17 protein-coding genes are annotated in these 21,454 nt (G+C 51.3%); 9 read left to right on the top strand and 8 right to left on the bottom strand.

The window, feature by feature from the left end; translation table 11 throughout:
• Window positions 1-25: 25 nt before the first annotated feature.
• The 8 genes from OGY04_RS16955 to thpR all read right to left on the bottom strand — a co-directional run bounded on the left by OGY04_RS16955 (window position 26) and on the right by thpR (window position 6,757).
• A complete protein-coding gene (locus OGY04_RS16955; protein WP_008786240.1) occupies window positions 26-760 on the bottom strand; it encodes a fimbrial chaperone in 735 nt (244 codons plus the stop codon).
• 178 nt (window positions 761-938) lie between these two features.
• Window positions 939-1,535: a fimbrial protein gene (locus OGY04_RS16950; protein ID WP_125362720.1), complete on the bottom strand. Its 597-nt coding sequence runs from the start codon at window positions 1,533-1,535 to the stop codon at window positions 939-941.
• A gap of 359 nt (window positions 1,536-1,894) precedes the next feature.
• On the bottom strand, window positions 1,895-2,386 hold the full coding sequence (folK, locus tag OGY04_RS16945; RefSeq protein WP_008786242.1) for a 2-amino-4-hydroxy-6-hydroxymethyldihydropteridine diphosphokinase: 492 nt from the start codon (window positions 2,384-2,386) through the stop codon (window positions 1,895-1,897).
• Window positions 2,387-2,437: 51 nt separating this feature from the next.
• Window positions 2,438-3,835, bottom strand: coding sequence for a polynucleotide adenylyltransferase PcnB (gene pcnB / locus OGY04_RS16940; RefSeq protein WP_204354956.1), 1,398 nt, complete (start codon window positions 3,833-3,835; stop codon window positions 2,438-2,440).
• 71 nt (window positions 3,836-3,906) lie between these two features.
• The gene (gene gluQRS / locus OGY04_RS16935; RefSeq protein ID WP_286585692.1) at window positions 3,907-4,803 is read right to left on the bottom strand and encodes a tRNA glutamyl-Q(34) synthetase GluQRS; all 897 of its coding nucleotides are present in this window, start codon (window positions 4,801-4,803) and stop codon (window positions 3,907-3,909) included.
• Between the two features lie 70 nt (window positions 4,804-4,873).
• Window positions 4,874-5,329, bottom strand: coding sequence for an RNA polymerase-binding protein DksA (gene dksA, locus OGY04_RS16930; RefSeq protein WP_003829221.1), 456 nt, complete (start codon window positions 5,327-5,329; stop codon window positions 4,874-4,876).
• Window positions 5,330-5,506: 177 nt separating this feature from the next.
• Complete coding sequence (gene sfsA, locus OGY04_RS16925; RefSeq protein WP_008786246.1) at window positions 5,507-6,211, bottom strand: DNA/RNA nuclease SfsA; 705 nt, start codon at window positions 6,209-6,211, stop codon at window positions 5,507-5,509.
• A 15-nt stretch (window positions 6,212-6,226) separates the two neighbouring features.
• The gene (gene thpR / locus OGY04_RS16920; protein WP_032942390.1) at window positions 6,227-6,757 is read right to left on the bottom strand and encodes an RNA 2',3'-cyclic phosphodiesterase; all 531 of its coding nucleotides are present in this window, start codon (window positions 6,755-6,757) and stop codon (window positions 6,227-6,229) included.
• 73 nt (window positions 6,758-6,830) lie between these two features.
• On the opposite strand from thpR, the gene hrpB reads away from it, so the two are divergent.
• The 9 genes from hrpB (at window position 6,831) to fhuD (ending at window position 21,443) form a co-directional block, all read left to right on the top strand.
• Window positions 6,831-9,260 (top strand): ATP-dependent helicase HrpB, encoded by a 2,430-nt coding sequence (gene hrpB, locus OGY04_RS16915; RefSeq protein WP_286585690.1) that lies wholly within the window; start codon window positions 6,831-6,833, stop codon window positions 9,258-9,260.
• 135 nt (window positions 9,261-9,395) lie between these two features.
• A complete protein-coding gene (gene mrcB / locus OGY04_RS16910) occupies window positions 9,396-11,936 on the top strand; it encodes a bifunctional glycosyl transferase/transpeptidase (protein WP_032942392.1) in 2,541 nt (846 codons plus the stop codon).
• A 421-nt stretch (window positions 11,937-12,357) separates the two neighbouring features.
• The gene (locus OGY04_RS16905) at window positions 12,358-12,924 is read left to right on the top strand and encodes a fimbrial protein (RefSeq protein WP_286585687.1); all 567 of its coding nucleotides are present in this window, start codon (window positions 12,358-12,360) and stop codon (window positions 12,922-12,924) included.
• A 47-nt stretch (window positions 12,925-12,971) separates the two neighbouring features.
• Window positions 12,972-13,685, top strand: a complete 714-nt coding sequence (locus OGY04_RS16900) for a fimbrial biogenesis chaperone (protein WP_125362715.1) — start codon at window positions 12,972-12,974, stop codon at window positions 13,683-13,685.
• Between the two features lie 43 nt (window positions 13,686-13,728).
• Window positions 13,729-16,215, top strand: a complete 2,487-nt coding sequence (locus OGY04_RS16895; protein WP_286585685.1) for a fimbria/pilus outer membrane usher protein — start codon at window positions 13,729-13,731, stop codon at window positions 16,213-16,215.
• A gap of 34 nt (window positions 16,216-16,249) precedes the next feature.
• Window positions 16,250-17,248, top strand: coding sequence for a fimbrial protein (locus tag OGY04_RS16890; RefSeq protein ID WP_223849071.1), 999 nt, complete (start codon window positions 16,250-16,252; stop codon window positions 17,246-17,248).
• 210 nt (window positions 17,249-17,458) lie between these two features.
• Complete coding sequence (gene fhuA / locus OGY04_RS16885; protein WP_286585682.1) at window positions 17,459-19,708, top strand: ferrichrome porin FhuA; 2,250 nt, start codon at window positions 17,459-17,461, stop codon at window positions 19,706-19,708.
• A gap of 47 nt (window positions 19,709-19,755) precedes the next feature.
• Window positions 19,756-20,553 carry a Fe3+-hydroxamate ABC transporter ATP-binding protein FhuC gene (fhuC, locus tag OGY04_RS16880; protein WP_286585679.1) on the top strand — a complete coding sequence of 266 codons (798 nt, stop codon included), beginning with the start codon at window positions 19,756-19,758 and terminating at the stop codon, window positions 20,551-20,553.
• Complete coding sequence (fhuD, locus tag OGY04_RS16875; RefSeq protein WP_286585676.1) at window positions 20,553-21,443, top strand: Fe(3+)-hydroxamate ABC transporter substrate-binding protein FhuD; 891 nt, start codon at window positions 20,553-20,555, stop codon at window positions 21,441-21,443. The genes fhuC and fhuD overlap by 1 nt, the downstream gene beginning before the upstream one ends.
• Window positions 21,444-21,454 lie beyond the last annotated feature (11 nt).

Raw genomic sequence — 21,454 nt, 5'->3', positions numbered from 1 at the left:
TGCATCCTGCGTTTTGATTAATCGATTACAGTGAAACAGAGCCTTCGATCATGCCGCCATAATCGTTAATGGCGTGGTAGTCCAGTTTGCCTGATACGGTATTTTGTAGACCTTTGACGTTAAAAGAGGCATTGCTCAAAGGCGCAACCATGGTGGCATCAACGGTATAGCGCTTCCCGCCAACCGTAACGACAGCATCATTAAATGAAACGTAGTAAGGTGTTGGGTTATTAACCTTTAGCGTCGTATGGCCTTGTTCATTCCCCATCTGCCACTTCAACTGTTTGGTGGCTTCTGCAGGCGAACCCTGTAAACCGGCAGGGCGGTAAAACAGTTTGATACGAGTGCGGAAAGCTAACTGCAGCAAACTTTTGTTTTCTTCTTTGTTGGCGTCTGCTTTTGGCGGTACTTCCAGCACGTTAAACCAGAACACGCTTTCACGGTCTTTTGGCAATGCTGTGGTTTGGGTAAACATTACTTTCACGGATTGACCGTGCTTGGGTTCTATACGTGAAACGGGAGGAGTGGAGACGAATGGGGCCTTAATACTGCCTGGATCGGCATTATCATTCCCGAGATCAATCCAGTTTTGCACCAGCAGCGGTCGGGTACCTTTATTTTCCAGGCGGATACTGACATCTTTTTTATTTTCATCATAAATGATGCGCGTGCCGGAAATGATAATATCGGCATGACTGGTATTACTCAATAAGCTTCCTGCTAGTACCAATGTGGTAAGCGTTTTCTTAAAATTCAACATGAGCATTCCTTGCCAGTGGATGATTTGGTGTTCTTAATTTAAGAAACGAGGTGCGATAGTAATCGTAATTCTCACCTCGTTATTACAAGCTGTGTTAATGACAAACGGTGTAATAATTCCGGTTAATGCTATTAACGCGCTTTTTTGTATACTTATTTCATCAGTAAAGCGTTAATGCTTACTGATAAGTAAAGGTATACATTGCGTTAGTGGTAACGTGACCTGGGGTTACGTCATCAATGCCGTTTGCTTTAACGTAAGAAGCTACAAAGTTATAGGTAGCGACCTGGCTGGCATCGAAGGTGGCTTCGTGAACGTCTGCACCGTCAACTTTCATCAGCGTTTTGGTGTCTGCATCGTGAATCGCGATGTTTACGTTTTTCGCAGCAGCCATACCGGCGGCAGTCAGGTTGGTGTCGTTATCCAGCGTGCCTTTGGTATTACCAAAAGAAGAGACCATTGACAGTTTTGCAACGGTGGTGCCGCCAGTGACTCCGGATGCATCTTTACAGTTCAGAACGATGGAGAAAGGTTCTGCTTTTGCGCCGTAAGTAGCATCAGCGACTTCAGTGGTGATATCCGCCGGGGTTGCGGTTTCCAGATAGATGTTGCCATCAGTGGATTCATCACCACGGCTGGTGGAAACGACTTTAGAACAGGTTGTAGCACTGACTAAACCGTGAAAATTAAGCTGACCGCCTTCTGCATCCGCTGCCATTGCCGAAGTTGAGCCCATTGCCATAACCATAGCTGCTGCCAAAATTGCTTTTTTCATTACTGTATCCTTACAGGATTTGAAATATTAGATAATTACTACTTTGCTATATTAAATAGCAGGGGCATATTCTAGCGGTTAGTAATGTTTTGTAAAATAACTTTGGCCTATGAGTTTTATAAAATCATTTTATTTTAAAATTATTGTAGGAGGGCTTTCTTTGTTTTTTGAAATATATTTTTATGGGATATAGGTTTGTGTGATAAAGCGCAAGGAACAAACAACTACTGATCTTTAATAATAATTGTTTTGCATGGATGATGTCTGAGTAGTATGTGTTAATTAGATTTACTGAAAGGAAAATGTAGTTTAATTAATTTGAGTGAGGCTTTTCATAATTAATTTATTATATAACGCGGTTACCATTGCGCCGGACGAGGAGTGGTTTGCTGGATGAAAAACGCAAGTGGTTGTTTATCGTCTGGAAAGATAAGATCCGGCGCGATTTCAGCGAGCGGCCACAGCATAAAACCACGGTTTTTCATGTCGTAGTGCGGTACGGTCAGACGTTCGGTGTTAATCACTTCATCGCCAAACAGCATAATGTCGAGGTCCAGCGTTCGTGGTCCCCAGCGTTCGGCTTTGCGCACCCGGCCCTGCTGTAACTCAATGCGTTGGGTGTGATTGAGTAATTCTTCCGGCGCAAGGGTGGTTTCCAGTGCGACGGCGGCGTTCAGGTAATCGGGTTGATCCTGTGGGCCTAATGGTGGCGTACGGTAAAATGAGGAGACAGCCACGATTCGGCTGTCAGGGATTTCCCCGATCGCTTTCACGGCAGCATTAACCTGCTCCAGAGGGGAGGCTAAATTACTGCCGAGGGCGATATATACCCGTCGTTTTTCAAGCTGCATCTGTGTCACCACCTTGATACGACTCGAAATTTGTTGGGTATACGTGATAGGTCATGCGGAGCCTTCACGGCGTGGCGCGCGTTTACGCGGGCGACGATGGCGACGACGTGTGTCTGGCTCTTCATCCAGCTCGTTCAGCATGCCTTTTTGTTCTGGCGGCGCAGAAACCTGGAATTCACCCCACCATTTCGCCAGTCGCTGCAATTCCGCGTTGTGTTCGACTTCAGCACGCAGTGCTAACAGGTCGTAAGCTGCGCGGAACTTTGGATGCTCCATCAGCTTCCAGGCGCGTTTGCCCTGGCGACGGGACATACGTAACTGCAACTGCCAGATATCGCGGGTCAGTGAGGTCAAACGTTTCGGGATCGCCAGCGAGCGGCAGGCTTCGTCCAGCACGTCGTTCATTGCCAGCGCGAAAGCGTCGTAATAGGCCAGACCGCTTTCTTGCGCAATTTTCTGTGCGGCTTCCAGTAACGGATACCAGAACATGGCAGCAAACAAGAACGCCGGGTTAACGCGCATATCATTGTGAATGCGGTTATCGGTATTCTTCAGTACCTGGGCAATGATGCGTTCCATCGGGCTGTCACCGTCTTCGGTGAAGTAGCGCGTAATGGTTGGGAACAGCGGTTGGAACAGGCTGTACTCACGCAGTTTTTTATAGGTTTCGTACCCATAGCCCGCCTGTAACAGCTTGAGCGCTTCTTCAAACAGGCGTGCAGGAGGAATATCGTTAAGCAAGGTAGCCAGACGTGGGATCGGCTCTGCGGTTTCCGGGCTGATACGCATGTCGAGCTTGGCGGCAAAGCGTACGGCGCGCAGCATGCGCACAGGATCTTCGCGATAGCGCGTTTCCGGATTACCGATCAGGCGAATGATGCCCTCTTCGAGATCCTGCATTCCCCCAACGTAATCACGTACGGTGAAATCGGCCACGCTGTAATACAGGCTGTTAATCGTGAAATCGCGACGCTGTGCATCTTCTTCGATGGAGCCGAAGATGTTGTCACGCAGCAGCATACCGTTTTGCCCACGCTGCGATGTTGTGCGATCGGATTCGCTGCCTTCATGATGGCCGCGGAACGTCGCCACTTCGATAATTTCTGGGCCGAACATGACATGGGCCAGACGGAAACGGCGACCGACCAGGCGACAGTTACGAAACAGTTTGCGCACCTGATCCGGCGTTGCGTTAGTGGTGACATCAAAATCTTTCGGCTTTTTGCCCAGCAAAAGATCGCGTACACCACCGCCAACCAGCCATGCCTCGTATCCGGCCTTATTGAGCCTGTACATTACCTTCAGGGCATTTTCACTGATATCTTTGCGGGAGATAGAGTGCTGCTCACGCGGAATTACCGTCATATGTGGACGGGCGACGGCGAGCTCAGCCTCGCGCTCCTCGCGGCTTAGCACCTTGCGGCAAAAATTAGCGACTCGGGTAAAAATAGTGCACCTCGGTAGTGTCAAACTTCAATCAGAACAAGTGTTGCTGTGTAAAAATAGCGGCTAATCATAGCTCAGCATGATGCATTTGAGAATGCCGGATTTAAGATCGCCGATTCAGGCACCGTTGTCAGACGCCAATTCTCAACGGCAAACTCCAGGATCTGATCAACCTGCATATCCTGCCACGGAATATCGGCACGCTGGCCGAGAAAGCGCAGCGCGGCAATAATCACCGGACGCGGATCGCCTTGCGGCAGCGCAGGTGCATGATTTTGTTTTGAAAGTTTAGCGCCTTGTTCGTTGAGCGCCAGCGGAAGATGAATATAGTCAGGCGCTTGCCAGCCAAACTGCTGATACAAAGAGATTTGCCGCACCGTGGGTTCGATAAGATCGGCGCCGCGTACAATCTCCGTTACGCCCTGAAAGTGGTCATCAACCACCACGGCGAGGTTATAGGCAAACAGCCCGTCGCGACGGTGAATGATAAAATCTTCGCCTGCAACCTGTGGATCTGCCTGAATTTCACCGCGCAGTTGGTCAGTAAACTGCATCACCGGGTGACGTTGCTTTATGCGGACTGCCGCCTGCTCTGGTCCGAGGCGTAACTCACGGCAGTGGCCGTCATAAATACCGCCGACGCTTTGAATACGCGCCCGCGTACAGGTGCAGTAATAGCTCAGATCCTGTTGATGTAACCAGGTGAGCGCCTCGCGGTAGGCATCATGACGTTGGGATTGCCATAAAATATCGCCATCCCAGTGCAGTCCGTAATGTTCCAGCTGACGCAGAATCGTATCTGCAGCACCGGGAACTTCACGAGGGGGGTCAATATCTTCAATGCGTACTCGCCAGATTCCACGCCGGGCACGAGCCTGCAGGTAACTCCCGAGGGCGGCAATTAGTGAGCCGAAATGCAGTTCGCCGGAAGGGGAAGGGGCGAAGCGGCCAATATAGTGTGAATCGCTCATTTTGCGGACTAACAAATAATAAGGCGGGAGAAGCTCCCGCCTGTAGTAAACGTGGTAAAAATGACCGGAATTAACCTGCCATTTGTTTTTCGCGGATTTCTGCCAGCGTTTTACAGTCGATGCACAGATCGGCTGTCGGACGCGCTTCCAGACGGCGAATACCAATTTCTACGCCGCATGATTCGCAGTAGCCGAAATCTTCGTCTTCTACTTTCTTCAGCGTCTTCTCGATCTTTTTGATCAGTTTGCGCTCACGGTCACGGTTACGCAGCTCAAGGCTGAATTCTTCTTCCTGTGCGGCGCGGTCCACCGGATCAGGGAAGTTAGCCGCTTCGTCTTGCATATGAGTTACGGTGCGATCGACTTCATCCCTAAGTTGATTGCGCCATGCCTCAAGAATACGCCTGAAGTGCGACAGCTGGGCTTCGTTCATATACTCTTCGCCCGGTTTCTCCTGGTACGGCTCCACCCCAGCGATGGCGAGAATACTCAGGGACGATGTTTTACGGTTTTGCCCTTCTTGCATGTTGCTTCTCCTTAACACGCACTATCGATCCCCATGTTCGGGGGAAAAATCAGGTCGCTATAAATAGCAGATGCTTTTCCGGATAGCAATTATCTAAACGTAACACTTGACAACCCTGTGAGGAAAAGCGTATTTGCCCACGCGCCCAGAATACTAATTGACCAGATATTTACACCATTACAAGGTAATGGGCAACGGCTCTTTAAGAGTCATACCGTGGGCAGAAAGTTCCGCTTTATAAACCAGAATTTCAACCCCCTTAAGCTGTGCTTCAACTAATAATTGCGCATATTTTGCATCGATATGGCGCGCGGGTGAAAACCGTGTAATGGCTGAATGTAGCACGGCGAAAAATATCACTGCCCGCTTGCCTTCAGCCGCTACGCTCATCAATTCCCGAAGATGCTTCTGACCTCGTTCAGTGATGGCATCGGGAAAATAACCCTGCTCTTTTTCCGCCAACGTGACTGATTTCACTTCAATATAGCAGTCAGGTCGGGAATCTGCCTGTAACAAAAAGTCGATGCGGCTCCCTTCGGCGCCGTATTTTACTTCACTTTTCAAAGTGCTGTAGCCTGAAACTTCTGAAATTAGCGCCTGCTGAATCGCCTCTTTCGTTAATCTGTTGGCCCACAGTGTGTTAACACAAATAAATTCACCGGATTGGGTTTGCGTTAATTCCCAGGTATGTGGATATTTGCGTTTAGTATTTTCTGATGTCGAATACCAAACGGTGTCACCTGGCATTGCGCATCCGGTCATCGCACCGGTATTTGGGCAGTGTAGCGTTAACGCTGTGCCATCGGGTGTGATCACATCCGCTAAAAAGCGCTTATAGCGCTGAATGAGCGTTGCAGGTTGTAAAGGTGGAGAAAATTGCATAAGCAGTCCCTTTAATTATTCAGTCAGCGTCCAGCGTTGCAGCGGCGTATAACGCGTGCGTCCTCGTGAGAATGAGGAGGAGTAAAGTGCGAACTCCGTTACCGGAAATGACCAGCCAAAGCCCGGTGGAGGGATTGGAACCGCGTGACCGGCATCGCGCAGCAGCGTGATATGCGGGTGAAACGGCTGCGGGCTTTGATAGCACCCGCTGCGCGCGGCCTGCGCCCGTAGCATATTCGCCAGTTGCAGCAACCCGCGCGGCGGCTGACGCATACCCAGCCACACGACCCTGGAGCGCAGCCATTGCCCGGCATCATCAAATTTGAGCGTGAAACCTGGCTGGCGAATACGCCCCGCGAGCTGCGACAGCGCCTGTTGCTTCTCAGCGCTGACGTCGCCTAAAAAGGCCAGCGTCAGATGCAGATTATCAGCCGCGACGGGGCGACCCGCTTCAGGGGGGAACTGCGCGGCCCGCCAGTGGATTAGCTGCTCCCGAACCCCGGCTGGCAATTCAATCGCAAAGAACAGCCTTTTTGGCTCAGACATGATGGATACTCGGTTATGAATTAACGCGATGCTACAATGCAGCGCGAAGAATGTTAACCCTCTGGAGCCATTTGTGACGTTGTTGCCCGTTGCTGCCGTAGTGCCTGAACTGCTTACCGCCCTTGATGCCTCGCCGCAGGTTCTGCTGACGGCGCCGACCGGTGCAGGGAAATCGACCTGGCTGCCGTTGCGACTTCTTGAGCATCGCGGTATCACGGGGCGGATTATTTTGCTGGAGCCGCGCCGCCTGGCAGCGCGCAATGTGGCGCAACGATTAGCGGAATTGTTGAACGAAAAGCCTGGTGAAACTGTGGGCTATCGCATGCGCGCACAAAGTTGCGTAGGGCCGCAGACCCGGCTGGAAGTGGTAACAGAGGGCGTCCTGACGCTGATGATCCAACGCGATCCTGAACTGACAGGCATCGGGCTGGTGATCCTCGACGAATTTCACGAGCGGAGTTTACAGGCTGATCTGGCGCTGGCGCTATTGCTGGATGTGCAGCAAGGGCTGCGGGACGATCTGAAACTGTTGATTATGTCCGCCACTCTGGATAACGGGCGTTTGCAGCAGATGTTGCCCGATGCGCCGACGATCGTTTCTGAAGGCCGCGCATTTCCCGTTGAGCGGCGGTATCAGCCGTTGGCGGCGCATTTGCGTTTTGATGAAGCGGTGGCGATAGCGACGGCGGAGCTATTGCGCCATGAAAGCGGGTCGCTGCTGCTGTTTTTACCGGGTGTGGGCGAAATCCTGCGTGTACAGGAGCAACTGGCTACGCGTGTAGGCAGCGATGTTGTGCTGTGCCCACTGTACGGCGCGTTAACGCTTGCCGAGCAGCGTCAGGCGATTGTGCCCGCGCCGCAAGGCAAACGCAAAGTGGTGCTGGCCACCAATATTGCTGAAACCAGCTTGACGATCGAAGGCATCCGACTGGTGGTGGACTGCGCCCAGGAACGCGTGGCGCGCTATGACGTGCGTACCGGTCTGACGCGACTGATTACCCAGCGCATCAGCCAGGCTTCGATGACTCAGCGCGCGGGACGTGCGGGTCGTCTGGAGCCCGGTATTTGCCTGCATCTGCTTGCCAAAGAGCAGGCAGAAAGAGCGGCAGCGCAGGGGGAAGCGGAGATATTGCAGAGCGATCTGTCCGGGCTACTGATGGAGTTGCTGCAATGGGGATGTACCGAACCTGAGCAACTGAACTGGCTGGATACGCCGCCCGCCATCAACCTGCAGGCGGCAAAACGGCTGTTGCAGATGCTGGGCGCGCTTGAGGGCGACAGGCTCAGTGCCCGCGGGCAGAAAATGGCGGCATTGGGTAACGATCCTCGTTTAGCGGCGATGCTGGTCGGTGCCAAAAATAATACCGAAGCGGCTACGGCGGCAAAACTGGCTGCGATTCTGGAAGAGCCGCCGCGCGGTGGAAGTACCGATCTGACCGTGGCGTTTGCACGAAATCAGCCCGCCTGGCAGCAGCGCAGTCAACAGTTGCTGAAACGGCTTAACGTTAGCAGCGGGCAGCCCGACAGCACGCTGCTCCCCTCATTGCTGGCGCGGGCGTTTGCCGATCGGATAGCGCGTCGACGCGGGCAGGAAGGGCGCTATCAACTGGCGAATGGCATGGGCGCTATGCTGGATGCCGATGATGCTTCAGGACGCCATGAATGGCTGATAGCGCCACTTTTGTTGCAGGGCAGCGCTTCGCCAGACGCGCGTATTTTGCTGGCTCTGCCGCTGGATATCGAGTCGCTGATGCAGGCATGTCCTGAGCTGCTGCAACAGTCCGACACCATCGAATGGGATGAAACCCAGGGAACGTTAAAGGCATTGCGTCGGTCGCGCATTGGTCAGCTCACGGTAAAAGTACAGCCATTGGCCAAACCCTCGGAAGAGGAGTTGCATCAGGCGATGTTGAATGGCATTCGCGATAAAGGGCTAAGTGTGCTCAACTGGACGCCGGAAGCCGAGCAGTTTCGACTGCGTCTGCAATGTGCGGCAAACTGGTTGCCAGAATACGACTGGCCCGCGGTAGATGAGGATTCTCTGCTGGCGTCGCTGGAGACCTGGCTGCTGCCGCACATGAGCGGTGTGCACTCGTTACGCGCATTAAAAGCACTCAATGTAGGACAGGCGTTGCGCGGTTTACTGGACTGGTCAATGTTGCAACGTCTGGATAGTGAGCTGCCTGCGCATTACACTGTGCCGACGGGAAGCCGGATTGCCATTCGCTATCATGAGGATAATCCTCCAGTATTGGCAGTTCGGATGCAGGAAATGTTTGGTGAAGCAAAAACCCCAACCATTGCCCAGGGGCGCGTGCCGCTGGTGCTGGAGCTGCTGTCTCCGGCCCAAAGACCGCTACAGGTGACGAGCGATCTGAGCGCGTTCTGGCAGGGATCGTACCGCGAGGTGCAAAAAGAGATGAAAGGGCGTTATCCCAAACATGTCTGGCCAGACGATCCGGCGAATACCGCGCCAACGCGGCGCACCAAAAAGTATTCGTAATGTAACTGTAGGCCGGATAAGGCGTTATGCCGCATCCGGCGAAAGAGCGGTAATAATTGAGAGATTTCTTCTTCTGTCGCAGGACGGAAGAACAGAGAATCGGGCCCTTGCGCCTGAATGTTGCGGAGAAAAAGCATGGCGGGGAATGACCGCGAGCCAATTGGACGTAAAGGGAAACCCTCGCGTCCGGTGAAACAAAAGGTGAGCCGTCGTCAACTCAGAGATGAAGAGTATGACGACGATTATGATGATGATGACTATGAGGATGAAGAACCGATGCCGCGTAAGGGTAAAGGCAAAGGGCGTAAGCCTCGTGGTAAGCGCGGCTGGTTCTGGCTGCTGGTAAAACTGTCGATTGTCTTTTTGGTGCTGATTGCCATTTACGGCGTTTATCTGGACCAAAAAATCCGTAGCCGTATTGATGGCAAAGTCTGGCAGCTTCCTGCGGCAGTTTATGGCCGTATGGTTAACCTTGAGCCAGAAATGCCTATCGGCAAAAACGAGATGGTGAAGCTGCTGGAGGCCACGCAGTATCGTCAGGTGACGAAGATGACGCGTCCGGGCGAATTTACCGTGCAGGCGAAGAGCATCGAGATGATTCGCCGTCCGTTTGACTTCCCGGACAGTAAAGAAGGGCAGGTGCGTGCGCGTCTGACCTTTGACGGCGATCATCTGGATACCATCGAGAATATGGATAACAACCGCCAGTTCGGTTTTTTCCGTCTCGATCCGCGTTTGATCACCATGCTCTCTTCACCTAACGGTGAGCAGCGCCTGTTTGTTCCGCGTAGCGGCTTCCCGGATCTGCTGGTGGACACGCTGCTGGCGACCGAAGACCGTCACTTCTATGAGCATGACGGTATCAGTCTCTATTCCATTGGCCGTGCGGTGCTGGCGAACCTGACAGCTGGTCGTACGGTACAGGGGGCCAGTACGCTGACTCAGCAGCTGGTGAAAAACCTGTTCCTGTCCAGCGAACGTTCCTACTGGCGTAAGGCCAACGAAGCCTATATGGCGCTGATCATGGATGCGCGTTACAGCAAAGACCGCATTCTTGAGCTGTACATGAACGAAGTCTATCTCGGCCAAAGCGGTGATAACGAGATTCGCGGCTTCCCGCTGGCGAGCCTCTATTATTTCGGTCGTCCGGTAGAAGAGCTGAGCCTCGACCAGCAGGCGCTGCTGGTGGGGATGGTTAAAGGGGCGTCGATCTACAACCCGTGGCGTAACCCGAAACTGGCGCTGGAGCGTCGTAACCTGGTTCTGCGTCTTCTGCAACAGCAGCAGATTATCGACCAGGATCTGTATGACATGCTGAGCGCGCGTCCGTTAGGCGTACAGCCGCGTGGTGGGGTGATCTCCCCGCAGCCTGCCTTTATGCAGATGGTGCGTCAGGAGCTCCAGGCGAAGCTGGGCGATAAAGTTAAAGATCTCTCCGGCGTGAAGATTTTCACCACCTTTGATTCCGTGGCGCAGGACGCCGCAGAAAAAGCGGCGGTGGAAGGCATTCCTGTACTGAAGAAACAGCGTAAGCTGAGCGATCTGGAAACCGCGATTGTGGTTGTTGACCGCTTTAGCGGCGAAGTTCGCGCCATGGTCGGCGGAGCAGAACCGCAGTTTGCGGGCTATAACCGTGCGATGCAGGCGCGTCGTTCGATTGGTTCTCTGGCCAAGCCTGCGACCTATCTGACCGCGCTCAGCCAGCCGAAGTTGTACCGCCTGAATACCTGGATTGCCGACGCGCCGATTGCACTGCGTCAGCCGAACGGCCAGGTGTGGTCACCGCAGAACGATGACCGTCGCTATAGCGAAAGCGGTAGAGTGATGCTGGTGGATGCGTTAACGCGTTCAATGAACGTGCCAACGGTAAATCTGGGGATGGCGCTGGGCCTGCCTGCTGTAACCGATACCTGGTTGAAGCTGGGGGCGCCGAAAGATCAGCTTAACCCGGTTCCGGCCATGCTGCTGGGGGCGTTGAACCTGACGCCAATTGAAGTGGCGCAGGCATTCCAGACTATCGCCAGCGGCGGGAACCGCGCGCCGCTGTCGGCGCTGCGTTCGGTGATTGCCGAAGATGGAACCGTACTGTACCAGAGTTTCCCACAGGCCGAGCGTGCCGTTCCGGCGCAAGCAGCGTATATGACGCTGTGGACTATGCAGCAGGTGGTTCAGCGTGGTACAGGTCGCCAGCTTGGCGCGAAGTATCCGGGTCTGCATCTGGCAGGGAAAACCGGGACCACCAACAACAACGTGGATACCTGGTTTGCCGGGATCGACGGCAGCCAGGTGACCATTACCTGGGTGGGCCGCGATAATAACCAGCCAACCAAGCTGTACGGTGCCAGCGGCGCGATGTCGATTTATCAGCGTTATCTGGCCAACCAGACGCCAACACCGCTGGTGTTGACGCCGCCGGAGGATGTGGTGGATATGGGCGTAGACTACGACGGTAACTTCGTTTGTAGCGGCGGGATGCGCACGCTTCCTGTATGGACCACCGATCCGGATTCACTGTGTCAGCAAGGTGAGATGCTGCAGCAGTCGGGTAATCCGTTCGATCAATCTTCTCAGCAGCCGCAGCAACAGCAGCCTCAACAGCAGCAACCGCCGCAGCAGGAGAAGAAGGACGGCGATGGAGTAGCCGGTTGGATTAAAGAGATGTTTGGTAGTAATTAATTCAGTAATAAATTAGACCTAAACACCCGCTATTAGCGGGTGTTTTTATTTCTGGGTAAAATGATTTTTATTTTTTCATGATGTAATTGTATTGATTTAATTTTAATTAAGAACAAATTAAGTAAAATAAATGTTTGTAAAAGATATTGGAAATTAAATAGTTAACTTCTTTTATGGTGTGTGAAAAATCGCAGGCTATAGACAGTCTCTCCGGTGGTTTGATTTAATCCGCGAGTGAACACTATACAAGATTCATTATACGCGATTCATTGTATTGATTTGACGAATGGATTTCAGAAGATCATGTTTTTTTGCATATCTTTATTCTTTTCTCTCCGTGCTCACCCTCAATATTTCTCACCAGTAATTTATTATTGGTAATGGGACTTTGTCATTCAATCGTTCTGATTAAGGGATTCTAATGAATAAAAAGCTTCTTACTGTGCTGATGGCCGGAAGCCTGATTGCCGCTGTAAATACTTCTGCATTTGCAGAAGATACGGGTAAGGTAGAGTTTTCTGGCCGTATTGTTGCCGACACTTGCGTTATTGATGTCGATGGTGCAGGAGCAAATACCGTGGTTACTTTTGCTGATGCTTATCCGGATAATTTTGGTTCTGATGGGGCAATTGGCCCGACAAAAGATTTCCAGATTTCTCTGGCTAAATGTGACCCTGCTATAGCAAGTTTAAACCTGAGGTTCAGTGGTGACACTACTGACGGCGAGAATTTACGCCTGAAGAACGACCTTAGTGATGCGAGTGCTGCAAAATATGTGGGTATTACCGTGACCAATAATAATGGTGGTAACACTGACGTTGTGTTTGATGACTCCGTTCCGGTATCAACCACTGATGTGGCGAATACTGGCGATGAAGCAACACCTTCTATTTTCAACTATACCGCGAAAGTGATTCAGATTGGTGATGAAAAACCGACTGCAGGTAAATATCACGCCTCCGCGAATTTTACCGTGTTCTATCGTTAAGTATGACAGGCAGCCCATCAGGGCTGCCTGACCAGGGAGTATTGCGGGTGAAATTATATGCGCGAATTTGTTTTGCCATTATTGGGCTTATTGCCATAAATGCACAGGCCAGCATTGTTCTGGGGGGAACTAGAATCATTTACCCGGAGAATAAAAAAGAAGTACAGATATCTATTAAGAATAAAGAAGATGCCAATAAATATCTGATACAAAGCTGGGTAACAAAGACAGATAACACAAAAGCGCCTTTTATTATCACTCCGCCGATTTATAAAATGGACGCTAATGGCCAGGCTCTGCTGCATATCGTCTTTATTGGCGATAAAGGATCTCTACCACAAGACCGTGAATCGATGTTTGTTGCAAACTTTAAATCTGTTTCGGCTATGCCTGATGAATTAAAAGATAAAAATACGCTGCAGTTTGCGATGAAAACACAGCTGAAACTTTTTTGGCGGCCAGTGAGTCTTAAAGAATCGGCCGCTGCCGGTGCGTGGGAAAAATTACGGTTTAGCCGTCAGGGTTCTCAATTAACCGCAAAGAATCCAACGCCATTTCATATTTCGTTATTAGAACTCTCTGTTGGTGGAAAGCGGGTAAAACCTCTCGCAGACAGTTCTGTACCTGAGTCATTGTCAATGACGATTCCTCCCTTTGGGGAACAAATATTTTCAATACCTGCAGCAGCAGTAGGTGATGTGTCATGGGCTGCAGTGAATGACTATGGTGCTGCAACGGTGAAAAAGCACCAACAACTATAAACGCAATGACGCGTATGGGTAAAAATTAAAGGGACTTTATTATATGCAGCCTTATCCTTTGCGATCTTGCCGACTCTTTTTGCTCAACAGCATTACGCTGGCATTATGCTCATTTTTGCACCCAGCGAGTGCTGAAGATGAATTCAATTTGCATATTCTGGAACTCGGTACACCGTTAGAGAATACGTCAACACTGGAAACCTTTTTGCAAAATAATGGGTTACAACCAGGGACTTATTTGACTGAAGTGATGTGGGATTATGATCGCATTGATAAGCGAAATATTACTTACGTACTATCACAGGATAAGACGCAGTTACTCCCGCAGTTCAGCAAAGGGGATCTCAGAGAGCTGGGGGTGAAGGTTGATAGCCTTCCCGGCTTGAAATCATTGGCTGATACGGCTCCAGTTGGCGACATCGCCCAGTACATATCGGGAGCAAAGTTTGATTTTCAACTCGATAGCCAAACTCTTTTCATGCGGATCCCGCAAATTTATCGCGACCAGCAAGTCGCTGGCGCTATCCCTATTAAAGACTGGGATGATGGCATTCCTGCGGCATGGAGCAGCTATTACATTAGCGGCAACCGCCAGCAAGTAAATGGCGAGAACGATAACTCGAACTGGGCAAGCCTTAATTCCGGTCTAAATCTTGGCGCCTGGCGGCTTCGTAATTCAAGTACTTACAGCAATTCGGATGGCTGGGATGCGATCAGCACCACGCTGGAGCGGGATATTAAATTTCTGCAAAGCCAGCTTGAAATTGGCCAGACATATACCAACGGCGAACTGTTTGACAGCGTACAGATGACAGGGGTGAAGCTGGAAACCGATACCAGCATGTTACCCAATAGCTTACAAGGGTTTGCGCCTGTTGTGCGCGGAATTGCCAATAGCGATGCAAAAGTAACGATTAAGCAAAATGGCTACACGATATATCAGACTTATGTCTCCAGCGGCCCCTTTGAAATCAGAGATCTCAGTCAGGTAACAGCAGGGTCAGATCTACAAGTTACCGTTAAAGAGGCTGATGGAAGCGAGCATTCGTTTATTCAGGCAAGCGCTTCGGTACCCATCTTACAGCGTGAAGGTGCGCTGAAATATAGCCTTGCTGGTGGAAAATACCGCGATAGCGATAACGGCGAGGAACCTGGGTTTGGTCAGGCGACGGTAATCTACGGCATGCCTCATGGCATTACGTTGTATGGCGGAGCGCTCGAAGCATCAATTTATCGTGCCGGTCTGGTCGGGGCGGGGGCCGATCTCGGTGAGCTTGGTTCTGTGTCTGTAGATGTTACTGCGGCCAGAACTCAGTTTGACGACGGGCGTGGTAATGCCAATGGTTTATCCTGGCGCGCACAATATTCCAAAGACTTTTCTGCAACAGATACCACGGTGACGCTGGCCAGTTACCGTTATTCCACTTCAGGTTTTTATACCTTCCAGGAAGCACTCGATCAGCGCGATAGAGGTGAAGATGATGGAATCTACAATTACCGTAAAACAAACAACCGTCGTAGCCGTTTACAGTTGAGTGTGTCGCAATCATTGGGCTCTGTAGGGTCTGTGTATATCAATGGTTATCAACAAGATTACTGGGATATGAGTGGGCATGAGCGCAGTGCCAGTATGGGATTCAGTTCCAGTTGGCAGGACATCACCTGGTCTGTGAACTATAGCCTGACAAAAACACCAAACAGCGATAATGATCAGCAGGTTGCATTTTCCGTCAATATTCCTTTGTCACGTTGGCTGTCAAACAGTTGGGCGACCTACAACCTAAACAGCGCTAAAAATGGCAATACCGTGCATCAGGTTGGGATTGGCGGGACTGCGCTGGAAGATAACAACTTAAGTTATAACCTGCAGCAAAGCTATACCGATCACGATACTGGATATGGTGCGAGCATGACGGGGCGTTATCGTGGCTCATACGGTGAAATTGGGGCGAACTATAGCTATGCCAAAGATAGCAAACAGTGGAACTACAGCGCGCAAGGATCCGTCGTCGCACATCCTTATGGTATTACGCTGGGGCAATCTGTCCAGGATGCTTTTGCTATTGTCCATATTGATGAGGGAGCAGATGTTAAAGTCCAGAATATGCAAGGTATTTACACTGACTACTGGGGAAATGCGGTCGTACCATATCTAACTAATTATCGTCGTAATACCGTCACGGTGAACAGCGGGGAACGCGACGATCTGGATATCGAAAAACCGGCCAAAGATGTCGTACCTACGAAAGGGGCAGTTGTCGCAGCTAATTTCTCTGCCCGCCAGGGTATTCGCGCCTTATTAACACTTCACCATGGATCGAGTTTTGTGCCTTTCGGCGCGGTACTGTCAATTGAGGGGGGCTCCTCAATAGTCGGAGATGGTGGCGAAGTTTATCTGACCGGTTTGAAAGGTAATGTACCGTTTAAAGTACAGTGGGGTAGTGCTCCAGAACAGCGCTGTGAAGGAAATGCGCAGATCCCAGACGATATCGAGTCCTCTATTTACCAGGCTGCGGTTGAGTGTCGATAGTGTAAAGGGAAAACATAAAATGGACTGTGGGAATATGAATAATTATATGATTTTTAGATTGATTCTATGTTGCGGTCTATTGTTCGCACAGCAATCAGTTCAGGCATCCTGCAAAATTGAGAATGATGCGTCGCCGTCAACCTCTACGTTCAATATGCCGTCGTTTACGGTAAATGCGGACGCCGCTCCAGGTACGATCATTGCAACCCAGGAAGTGACTGGCGATCTTATTAAAGTAGTGGACTGTACAGATAATGGCGATATCTATACAGGCTATACCGTATTCACGAGTAGTGATGCCCGCACGGATAATCCCCTTAGCCGCGTTTATCAAACAAATGTTCCGGGAATAGGTTTTCGGGTCGCCTGGGTTAAAGATAACGCTTCCGCCCTAACAGAAGGATCGGTGGTTACCCCAATGCATCTAGGGACGTCAAAAACAACCCACTTAAGTGACTATAGTATTCAATCACGTGCGAGAGCTGAATTTGTCGTGACTGGTGTTGTGCAGTCAGGGGTTATTGACGTCAACATGCTCAATGCGGACTGGATTTATGATTCGCAGGTTATTGCTCAAATTCGCTTTGCGCCAATAGCGATTAACGTTACTGCTAACACCTGCAATTTGGTTGAAAAAAATATCACAGTGCCGCTAAAGAGAATCATGACTAGCGATATTGTGGAGGGCTATTCCGATGTTGTGTCTGATGATAGTTTCAAGATTCAGCTGGAACAGTGTGTCGCGGGCATCAAGCTTGATTATAAATTCACCACTGCCGGTTCAACTGGCGTGAGTGGCAATAGCGACATCCTGGAGATCGCCAGTGGTAATGACGCGGCCGAAGGGGTCGGATTACAAATTCTCGACAGCAACAATAATGTGCTGAAATTTGATCAAGATTACAACGCGGTAGCGCAAACAACCGATAGGCAGTCTGTCACTATCCCTTTGAAAGCGAGATATGTACAAACAGGCACTGTAAAAGCGGGAAAGGTTGACTCTGTTGCGACATTTAGCGTTTTTTACCGCTAGCCAAAAATAGCCTGTGTATTTGCAGGCTTTTCTTTTCAACATTCCAGCCTAATTTATTAACCCTTTCTTTTCATCTGGTTATTTCTTAACCCCTCAGTTTTAGTAGGGGCGTGTACCGCTTGCGATCGCAACAGTGTTTCGAATATCATGCTCTCGTTATAATAATAATTCTCGTTTACGTTATCATTCACTTTCATCAGAGAAATACCAATGGCGCGTCTTAAAACTGCTCAGCCAAGTTCATCGCTGCGTAAAATCGCAGTAGTGGTAGCCACAGCGGTTAGCGGCATGTCTGTCTATGCACAGGCGGCGGTTGACCCGAAAGAAGAAACCATCACCGTAACTGCTGCACCTGCTCCGCAGGAAAGCGCATGGGGGCCTGCGGCAACCATCGCTGCACGACAGTCTGCTACGGCGACCAAAACCGACACTCCGATTCAAAAAGTTCCTCAGTCTATTTCAGTGGTCACCGCCGAAGAGATGGCGTTGCATCAGCCAAAATCGGTCAAAGAAGCGCTCAGCTACACCCCGGGCGTTGCCGTGGGTACGCGTGGCGCGTCCAATACCTATGACTACCTGATTATTCGCGGATTTGCCGCAGACGGCCAAAGTCAGAATAACTATCTGAATGGCCTGAAGATGCAGGGCAACTTCTACAACGATGCGGTCATCGACCCTTATATGCTGGAGCGCGCCGAAGTGATGCGCGGTCCGGTTTCCGTTCTGTACGGAAAGAGCAACCCGGGTGGGTTGTTGAACATGGTCAGCAAGCGCCCGACAACGGAGCCGCTGAAAGAAGTTCAGTTCAAAATGGGCACAGACAGCCTGTTCCAGACCGGTTTTGACTTCAGCGATGCGCTGGATGACGATGGTGTGTACTCATACCGCCTGACCGGCCTGGCGCGTTCCGCGAATGCGCAGCAGCAGGGCGCAGAAGAACAGCGTTATGCTATCGCGCCATCTTTCACATGGCGTCCGGATGATAAGACGAATTTCACCTTCCTCTCCTACTTCCAGAACGAGCCGGAAACCGGTTATTACGGCTGGTTGCCGAAAGAGGGGACCGTGTCTAAGCTGCCAAATGGTTCACGTCTGCCGACTGATTTCAACGAAGGTGCGGACAACAATACCTACTCTCGTAACGAGAAGATGGTGGGCTACAGCTTCGACCACGAATTTAACGACACCTTTACCGTACGTCAGAACCTGCGTTATGCCCAAAACAAAGTGTCGCAGAAAAGCGTGTACGGCTACGGCATGTGCTCCGATCCGCTGTATACCAAGGATCCGGCTAACAGCCCTTGTGCCAGTATCCCTCAGTCAGATTGGGATCACACGCTGACTCGTCAGTACGTTGACGATAATGAAAAATTGCAGAATTTCTCTGTTGATACCCAGTTGCAGAGCACATTCGCCACAGGTTCCCTGGATCATACATTGCTGACCGGCGTTGACTATATGCGTATGCGTAACGATATCAACTCCTGGTTCGGTTGGGCTGGTTCGGTAGCGCCGTCAGATATCTATAATCTTGACCGTAGCGATTTTGACTTTGGCTCGCACCCTGGACCTGGCGCAGCTTATCGCGTTCTGAATAAACAGGAACAAACGGGCCTGTACGCTCAGGATCAGATGCAGTGGGATAAGGTACTGGTCACTCTGGGCGGTCGTTACGACTGGGCTAAGCAGGATTCTCTGAACCGAGTTTCTGGTGTGCTGGACTCCCGTGATGACCGACAGTTCACCTGGCGTGGCGGTGTTAACTATCTGTTCGATAACGGTGTAACCCCGTATTTCAGCTACAGCGAATCGTTTGAACCAAATTCTCAGGTTGGGGAAAGCGGTAATATCTTTGCGCCATCTAAAGGTAAGCAGTACGAAGCGGGCGTGAAGTACGTACCGAGCGATCGTCCGATCGTGTTGACCGGTGCCGTTTACCAGTTGACCAAAACCAACAACCTGATGGCCGACCCGAATGGATCGATCTGGTCAGTTGAAGGCGGCGAAATTCGCTCACGTGGTGTAGAAATTGAAGCGAAAGCGGCGCTGTCAGCCAGCGTTAACGTGGTTGGTTCTTATACCTATACCGATGCGGAATACACCACTGATACCAACTACAAAGGCAATACGCCTGCCCAGGTGCCAAAACATATGGCATCACTGTGGGGGGATTACACCCTCTATGATGGTGTGCTTTCCGGGCTGACGTTGGGTACGGGTGTTCGTTATACTAGTTCCAGTTATGGCGATCCGGCAAACTCCTTCAAAGTGGGAAGCTACACGCTGGTAGATGCGTTAGTGCGTTACGATCTGGCGCGTGTAGGTATGGCTGGCTCCAACGTGGCGCTGCATGTGAACAACCTGTTTGACCGTGAATACGTCGCCAGCTGCTTCAATACTTATGGATGCTTCTGGGGCGCAGAACGTCAGGTCGTTGCAACTGCAACCTTCCGTTTCTAATTTCTCTTTGGGCACGCTTTGCGTGCCCGTTTTACAAGTTGGCTGCTATGCAGGAAAACAGATCCCATCCCGACACCACTTTTGCGTTGCGTAATGTCTCCTTTCGTGTGCCTGGTCGCACGCTTTTGCATCCTCTCTCATTAACTTTTCCTGTAGGGAAAGTGACTGGTCTTATCGGCCACAACGGTTCCGGTAAATCGACATTATTGAAAATGCTGGGACGTCATCAGCCGCCGTCAGAAGGTGAAATCCTGCTCGACGAACAGCCGCTGGAGAGCTGGAGTAGTAAAGCGTTTGCCCGCAAGGTCGCCTATCTGCCGCAACAGCTGCCGCAGGCAGAAGGGATGACCGTACGCGAACTGGTGGCGATTGGTCGTTATCCGTGGCACGGGGCGCTGGGGCGTTTTGGCGTTGCCGACAGAGAGAAAGTAGAAGAAGCAATTTCGCTGGTAGGTTTAAAGCCGCTGGCGCACCGTCTGGTTGATAGCCTGTCCGGTGGGGAACGCCAACGCGCGTGGATTGCCATGCTGGTGGCACAGGACAGCCGCTGTCTGCTGCTTGATGAACCGACTTCCGCGCTGGATATTGCCCATCAGGTTGACGTGCTGGCGCTGGTGCACCACTTAAGCCAGCAGCGCGGGCTGACGGTGGTTGCGGTGCTGCATGATATCAATATGGCGGCCCGTTACTGCGATTACCTCGTTGCGCTGCGCGGCGGTGAGATGATTTCTCAAGGAACGCCTGCTGAACTGATGCGCAGTGAAACTCTGGAACAAATTTACGGTATCCCGATGGGCATTTTGCCGCATCCGGCCGGTGCCGCACCCGTGAGTTTTGTCTATTAATGATCGGATTACATCATATTACCCGTCGGCGGCTGCTTACGGCGATGGCGCTGTCGCCTCTGCTGTGGCGGATGAATACGGCGCACGCCGCGGCGGTTGATCCACAGCGCATTGTAGCGCTGGAATGGCTGCCGGTAGAGCTGCTGCTGGCGCTGGGTATTACGCCGTATGGCATCGCAGACATCCCTAACTACAAGCTGTGGGTCAGTGAGCCTCCTCTACCGGACTCGGTAATTGATGTCGGGCTACGTACGGAACCCAATCTCGAACTGCTGACCGAAATGAAGCCCTCGTTTCTGCTCTGGTCGGCAGGTTACGGTCCTTCTCCTGAAAAGCTGGCGCGGATTGCACCAGGCCGGGGATTTAACTTTAGCGATGGCAAAAAGCCGCTGGCCGTTGCGCGACAGTCGCTGCAGGAAATGGCGCAATTGTTCAATCTGCAAGCTTCTGCTGAACGCCATTTGACTGAGTACGATCATTTTATCGCCAGCCTGAAACCGCGCTTTATGCAACGCGGCGCGCGTCCCGTGCTCCTGACATCCCTGCTTGATTCGCGGCATATGCTGGTGTTTGGTTCAAACAGCCTGTTCCAGGACGTACTGGACGAATATGGGATCCCTAACGCCTGGCAGGGAGAAACAAACTTCTGGGGCAGCACTGCCGTGAGTATTGACCGTCTGGCTGCTTATAAGGATGTCGATATATTGTGCTTTGATCACGGCAACGATAAAGAGATGGCTGCGCTGATGTCTACGCCATTATGGCAGGCGATGCCGTTTGTCCGTGGCGGACGTTTTCAACGTGTGCCTGCCGTTTGGTTTTATGGCGCAACGCTATCGGCCATGCATTTTGCCCGTATTCTGGATAATGCGTTGGGAGGCAAAGCGTGAGCAGGAAACTT

The sequence above is a fragment of the Citrobacter sp. Cpo091 genome (genome assembly GCF_030332645.1).
Classification (GTDB): domain Bacteria; phylum Pseudomonadota; class Gammaproteobacteria; order Enterobacterales; family Enterobacteriaceae; genus Citrobacter; species Citrobacter portucalensis.
The sequence above is the reverse complement of the archived record's forward strand: the minus strand, read 5'-3'. Positions and strand labels throughout refer to the sequence as shown.

Excerpts from the sequence above, each read along its gene's own strand:
- OGY04_RS16955 (WP_008786240.1), bottom strand. The coding sequence starts at position 760 with ATGTTGAATTTTAAGAAAACGCTTACCACATTGGTACTAGCAGGAAGC.
- OGY04_RS16950 (WP_125362720.1), bottom strand. The coding sequence starts at position 1,535 with ATGAAAAAAGCAATTTTGGCAGCAGCTATGGTTATGGCAATGGGCTCA.
- folK (WP_008786242.1), bottom strand. The coding sequence starts at position 2,386 with ATGCAGCTTGAAAAACGACGGGTATATATCGCCCTCGGCAGTAATTTA.
- gluQRS (WP_286585692.1), bottom strand. The coding sequence starts at position 4,803 with ATGAGCGATTCACACTATATTGGCCGCTTCGCCCCTTCCCCTTCCGGC.
- dksA (WP_003829221.1), bottom strand. The coding sequence starts at position 5,329 with ATGCAAGAAGGGCAAAACCGTAAAACATCGTCCCTGAGTATTCTCGCC.
- sfsA (WP_008786246.1), bottom strand. The coding sequence starts at position 6,211 with ATGCAATTTTCTCCACCTTTACAACCTGCAACGCTCATTCAGCGCTAT.
- thpR (WP_032942390.1), bottom strand. The coding sequence starts at position 6,757 with ATGTCTGAGCCAAAAAGGCTGTTCTTTGCGATTGAATTGCCAGCCGGG.
- mrcB (WP_032942392.1), top strand. The coding sequence starts at position 9,396 with ATGGCGGGGAATGACCGCGAGCCAATTGGACGTAAAGGGAAACCCTCG.
- OGY04_RS16905 (WP_286585687.1), top strand. The coding sequence starts at position 12,358 with ATGAATAAAAAGCTTCTTACTGTGCTGATGGCCGGAAGCCTGATTGCC.
- OGY04_RS16895 (WP_286585685.1), top strand. The coding sequence starts at position 13,729 with ATGCAGCCTTATCCTTTGCGATCTTGCCGACTCTTTTTGCTCAACAGC.
- OGY04_RS16890 (WP_223849071.1), top strand. The coding sequence starts at position 16,250 with ATGAATAATTATATGATTTTTAGATTGATTCTATGTTGCGGTCTATTG.
- fhuA (WP_286585682.1), top strand. The coding sequence starts at position 17,459 with ATGGCGCGTCTTAAAACTGCTCAGCCAAGTTCATCGCTGCGTAAAATC.
- fhuC (WP_286585679.1), top strand. The coding sequence starts at position 19,756 with ATGCAGGAAAACAGATCCCATCCCGACACCACTTTTGCGTTGCGTAAT.
- fhuD (WP_286585676.1), top strand. The coding sequence starts at position 20,553 with ATGATCGGATTACATCATATTACCCGTCGGCGGCTGCTTACGGCGATG.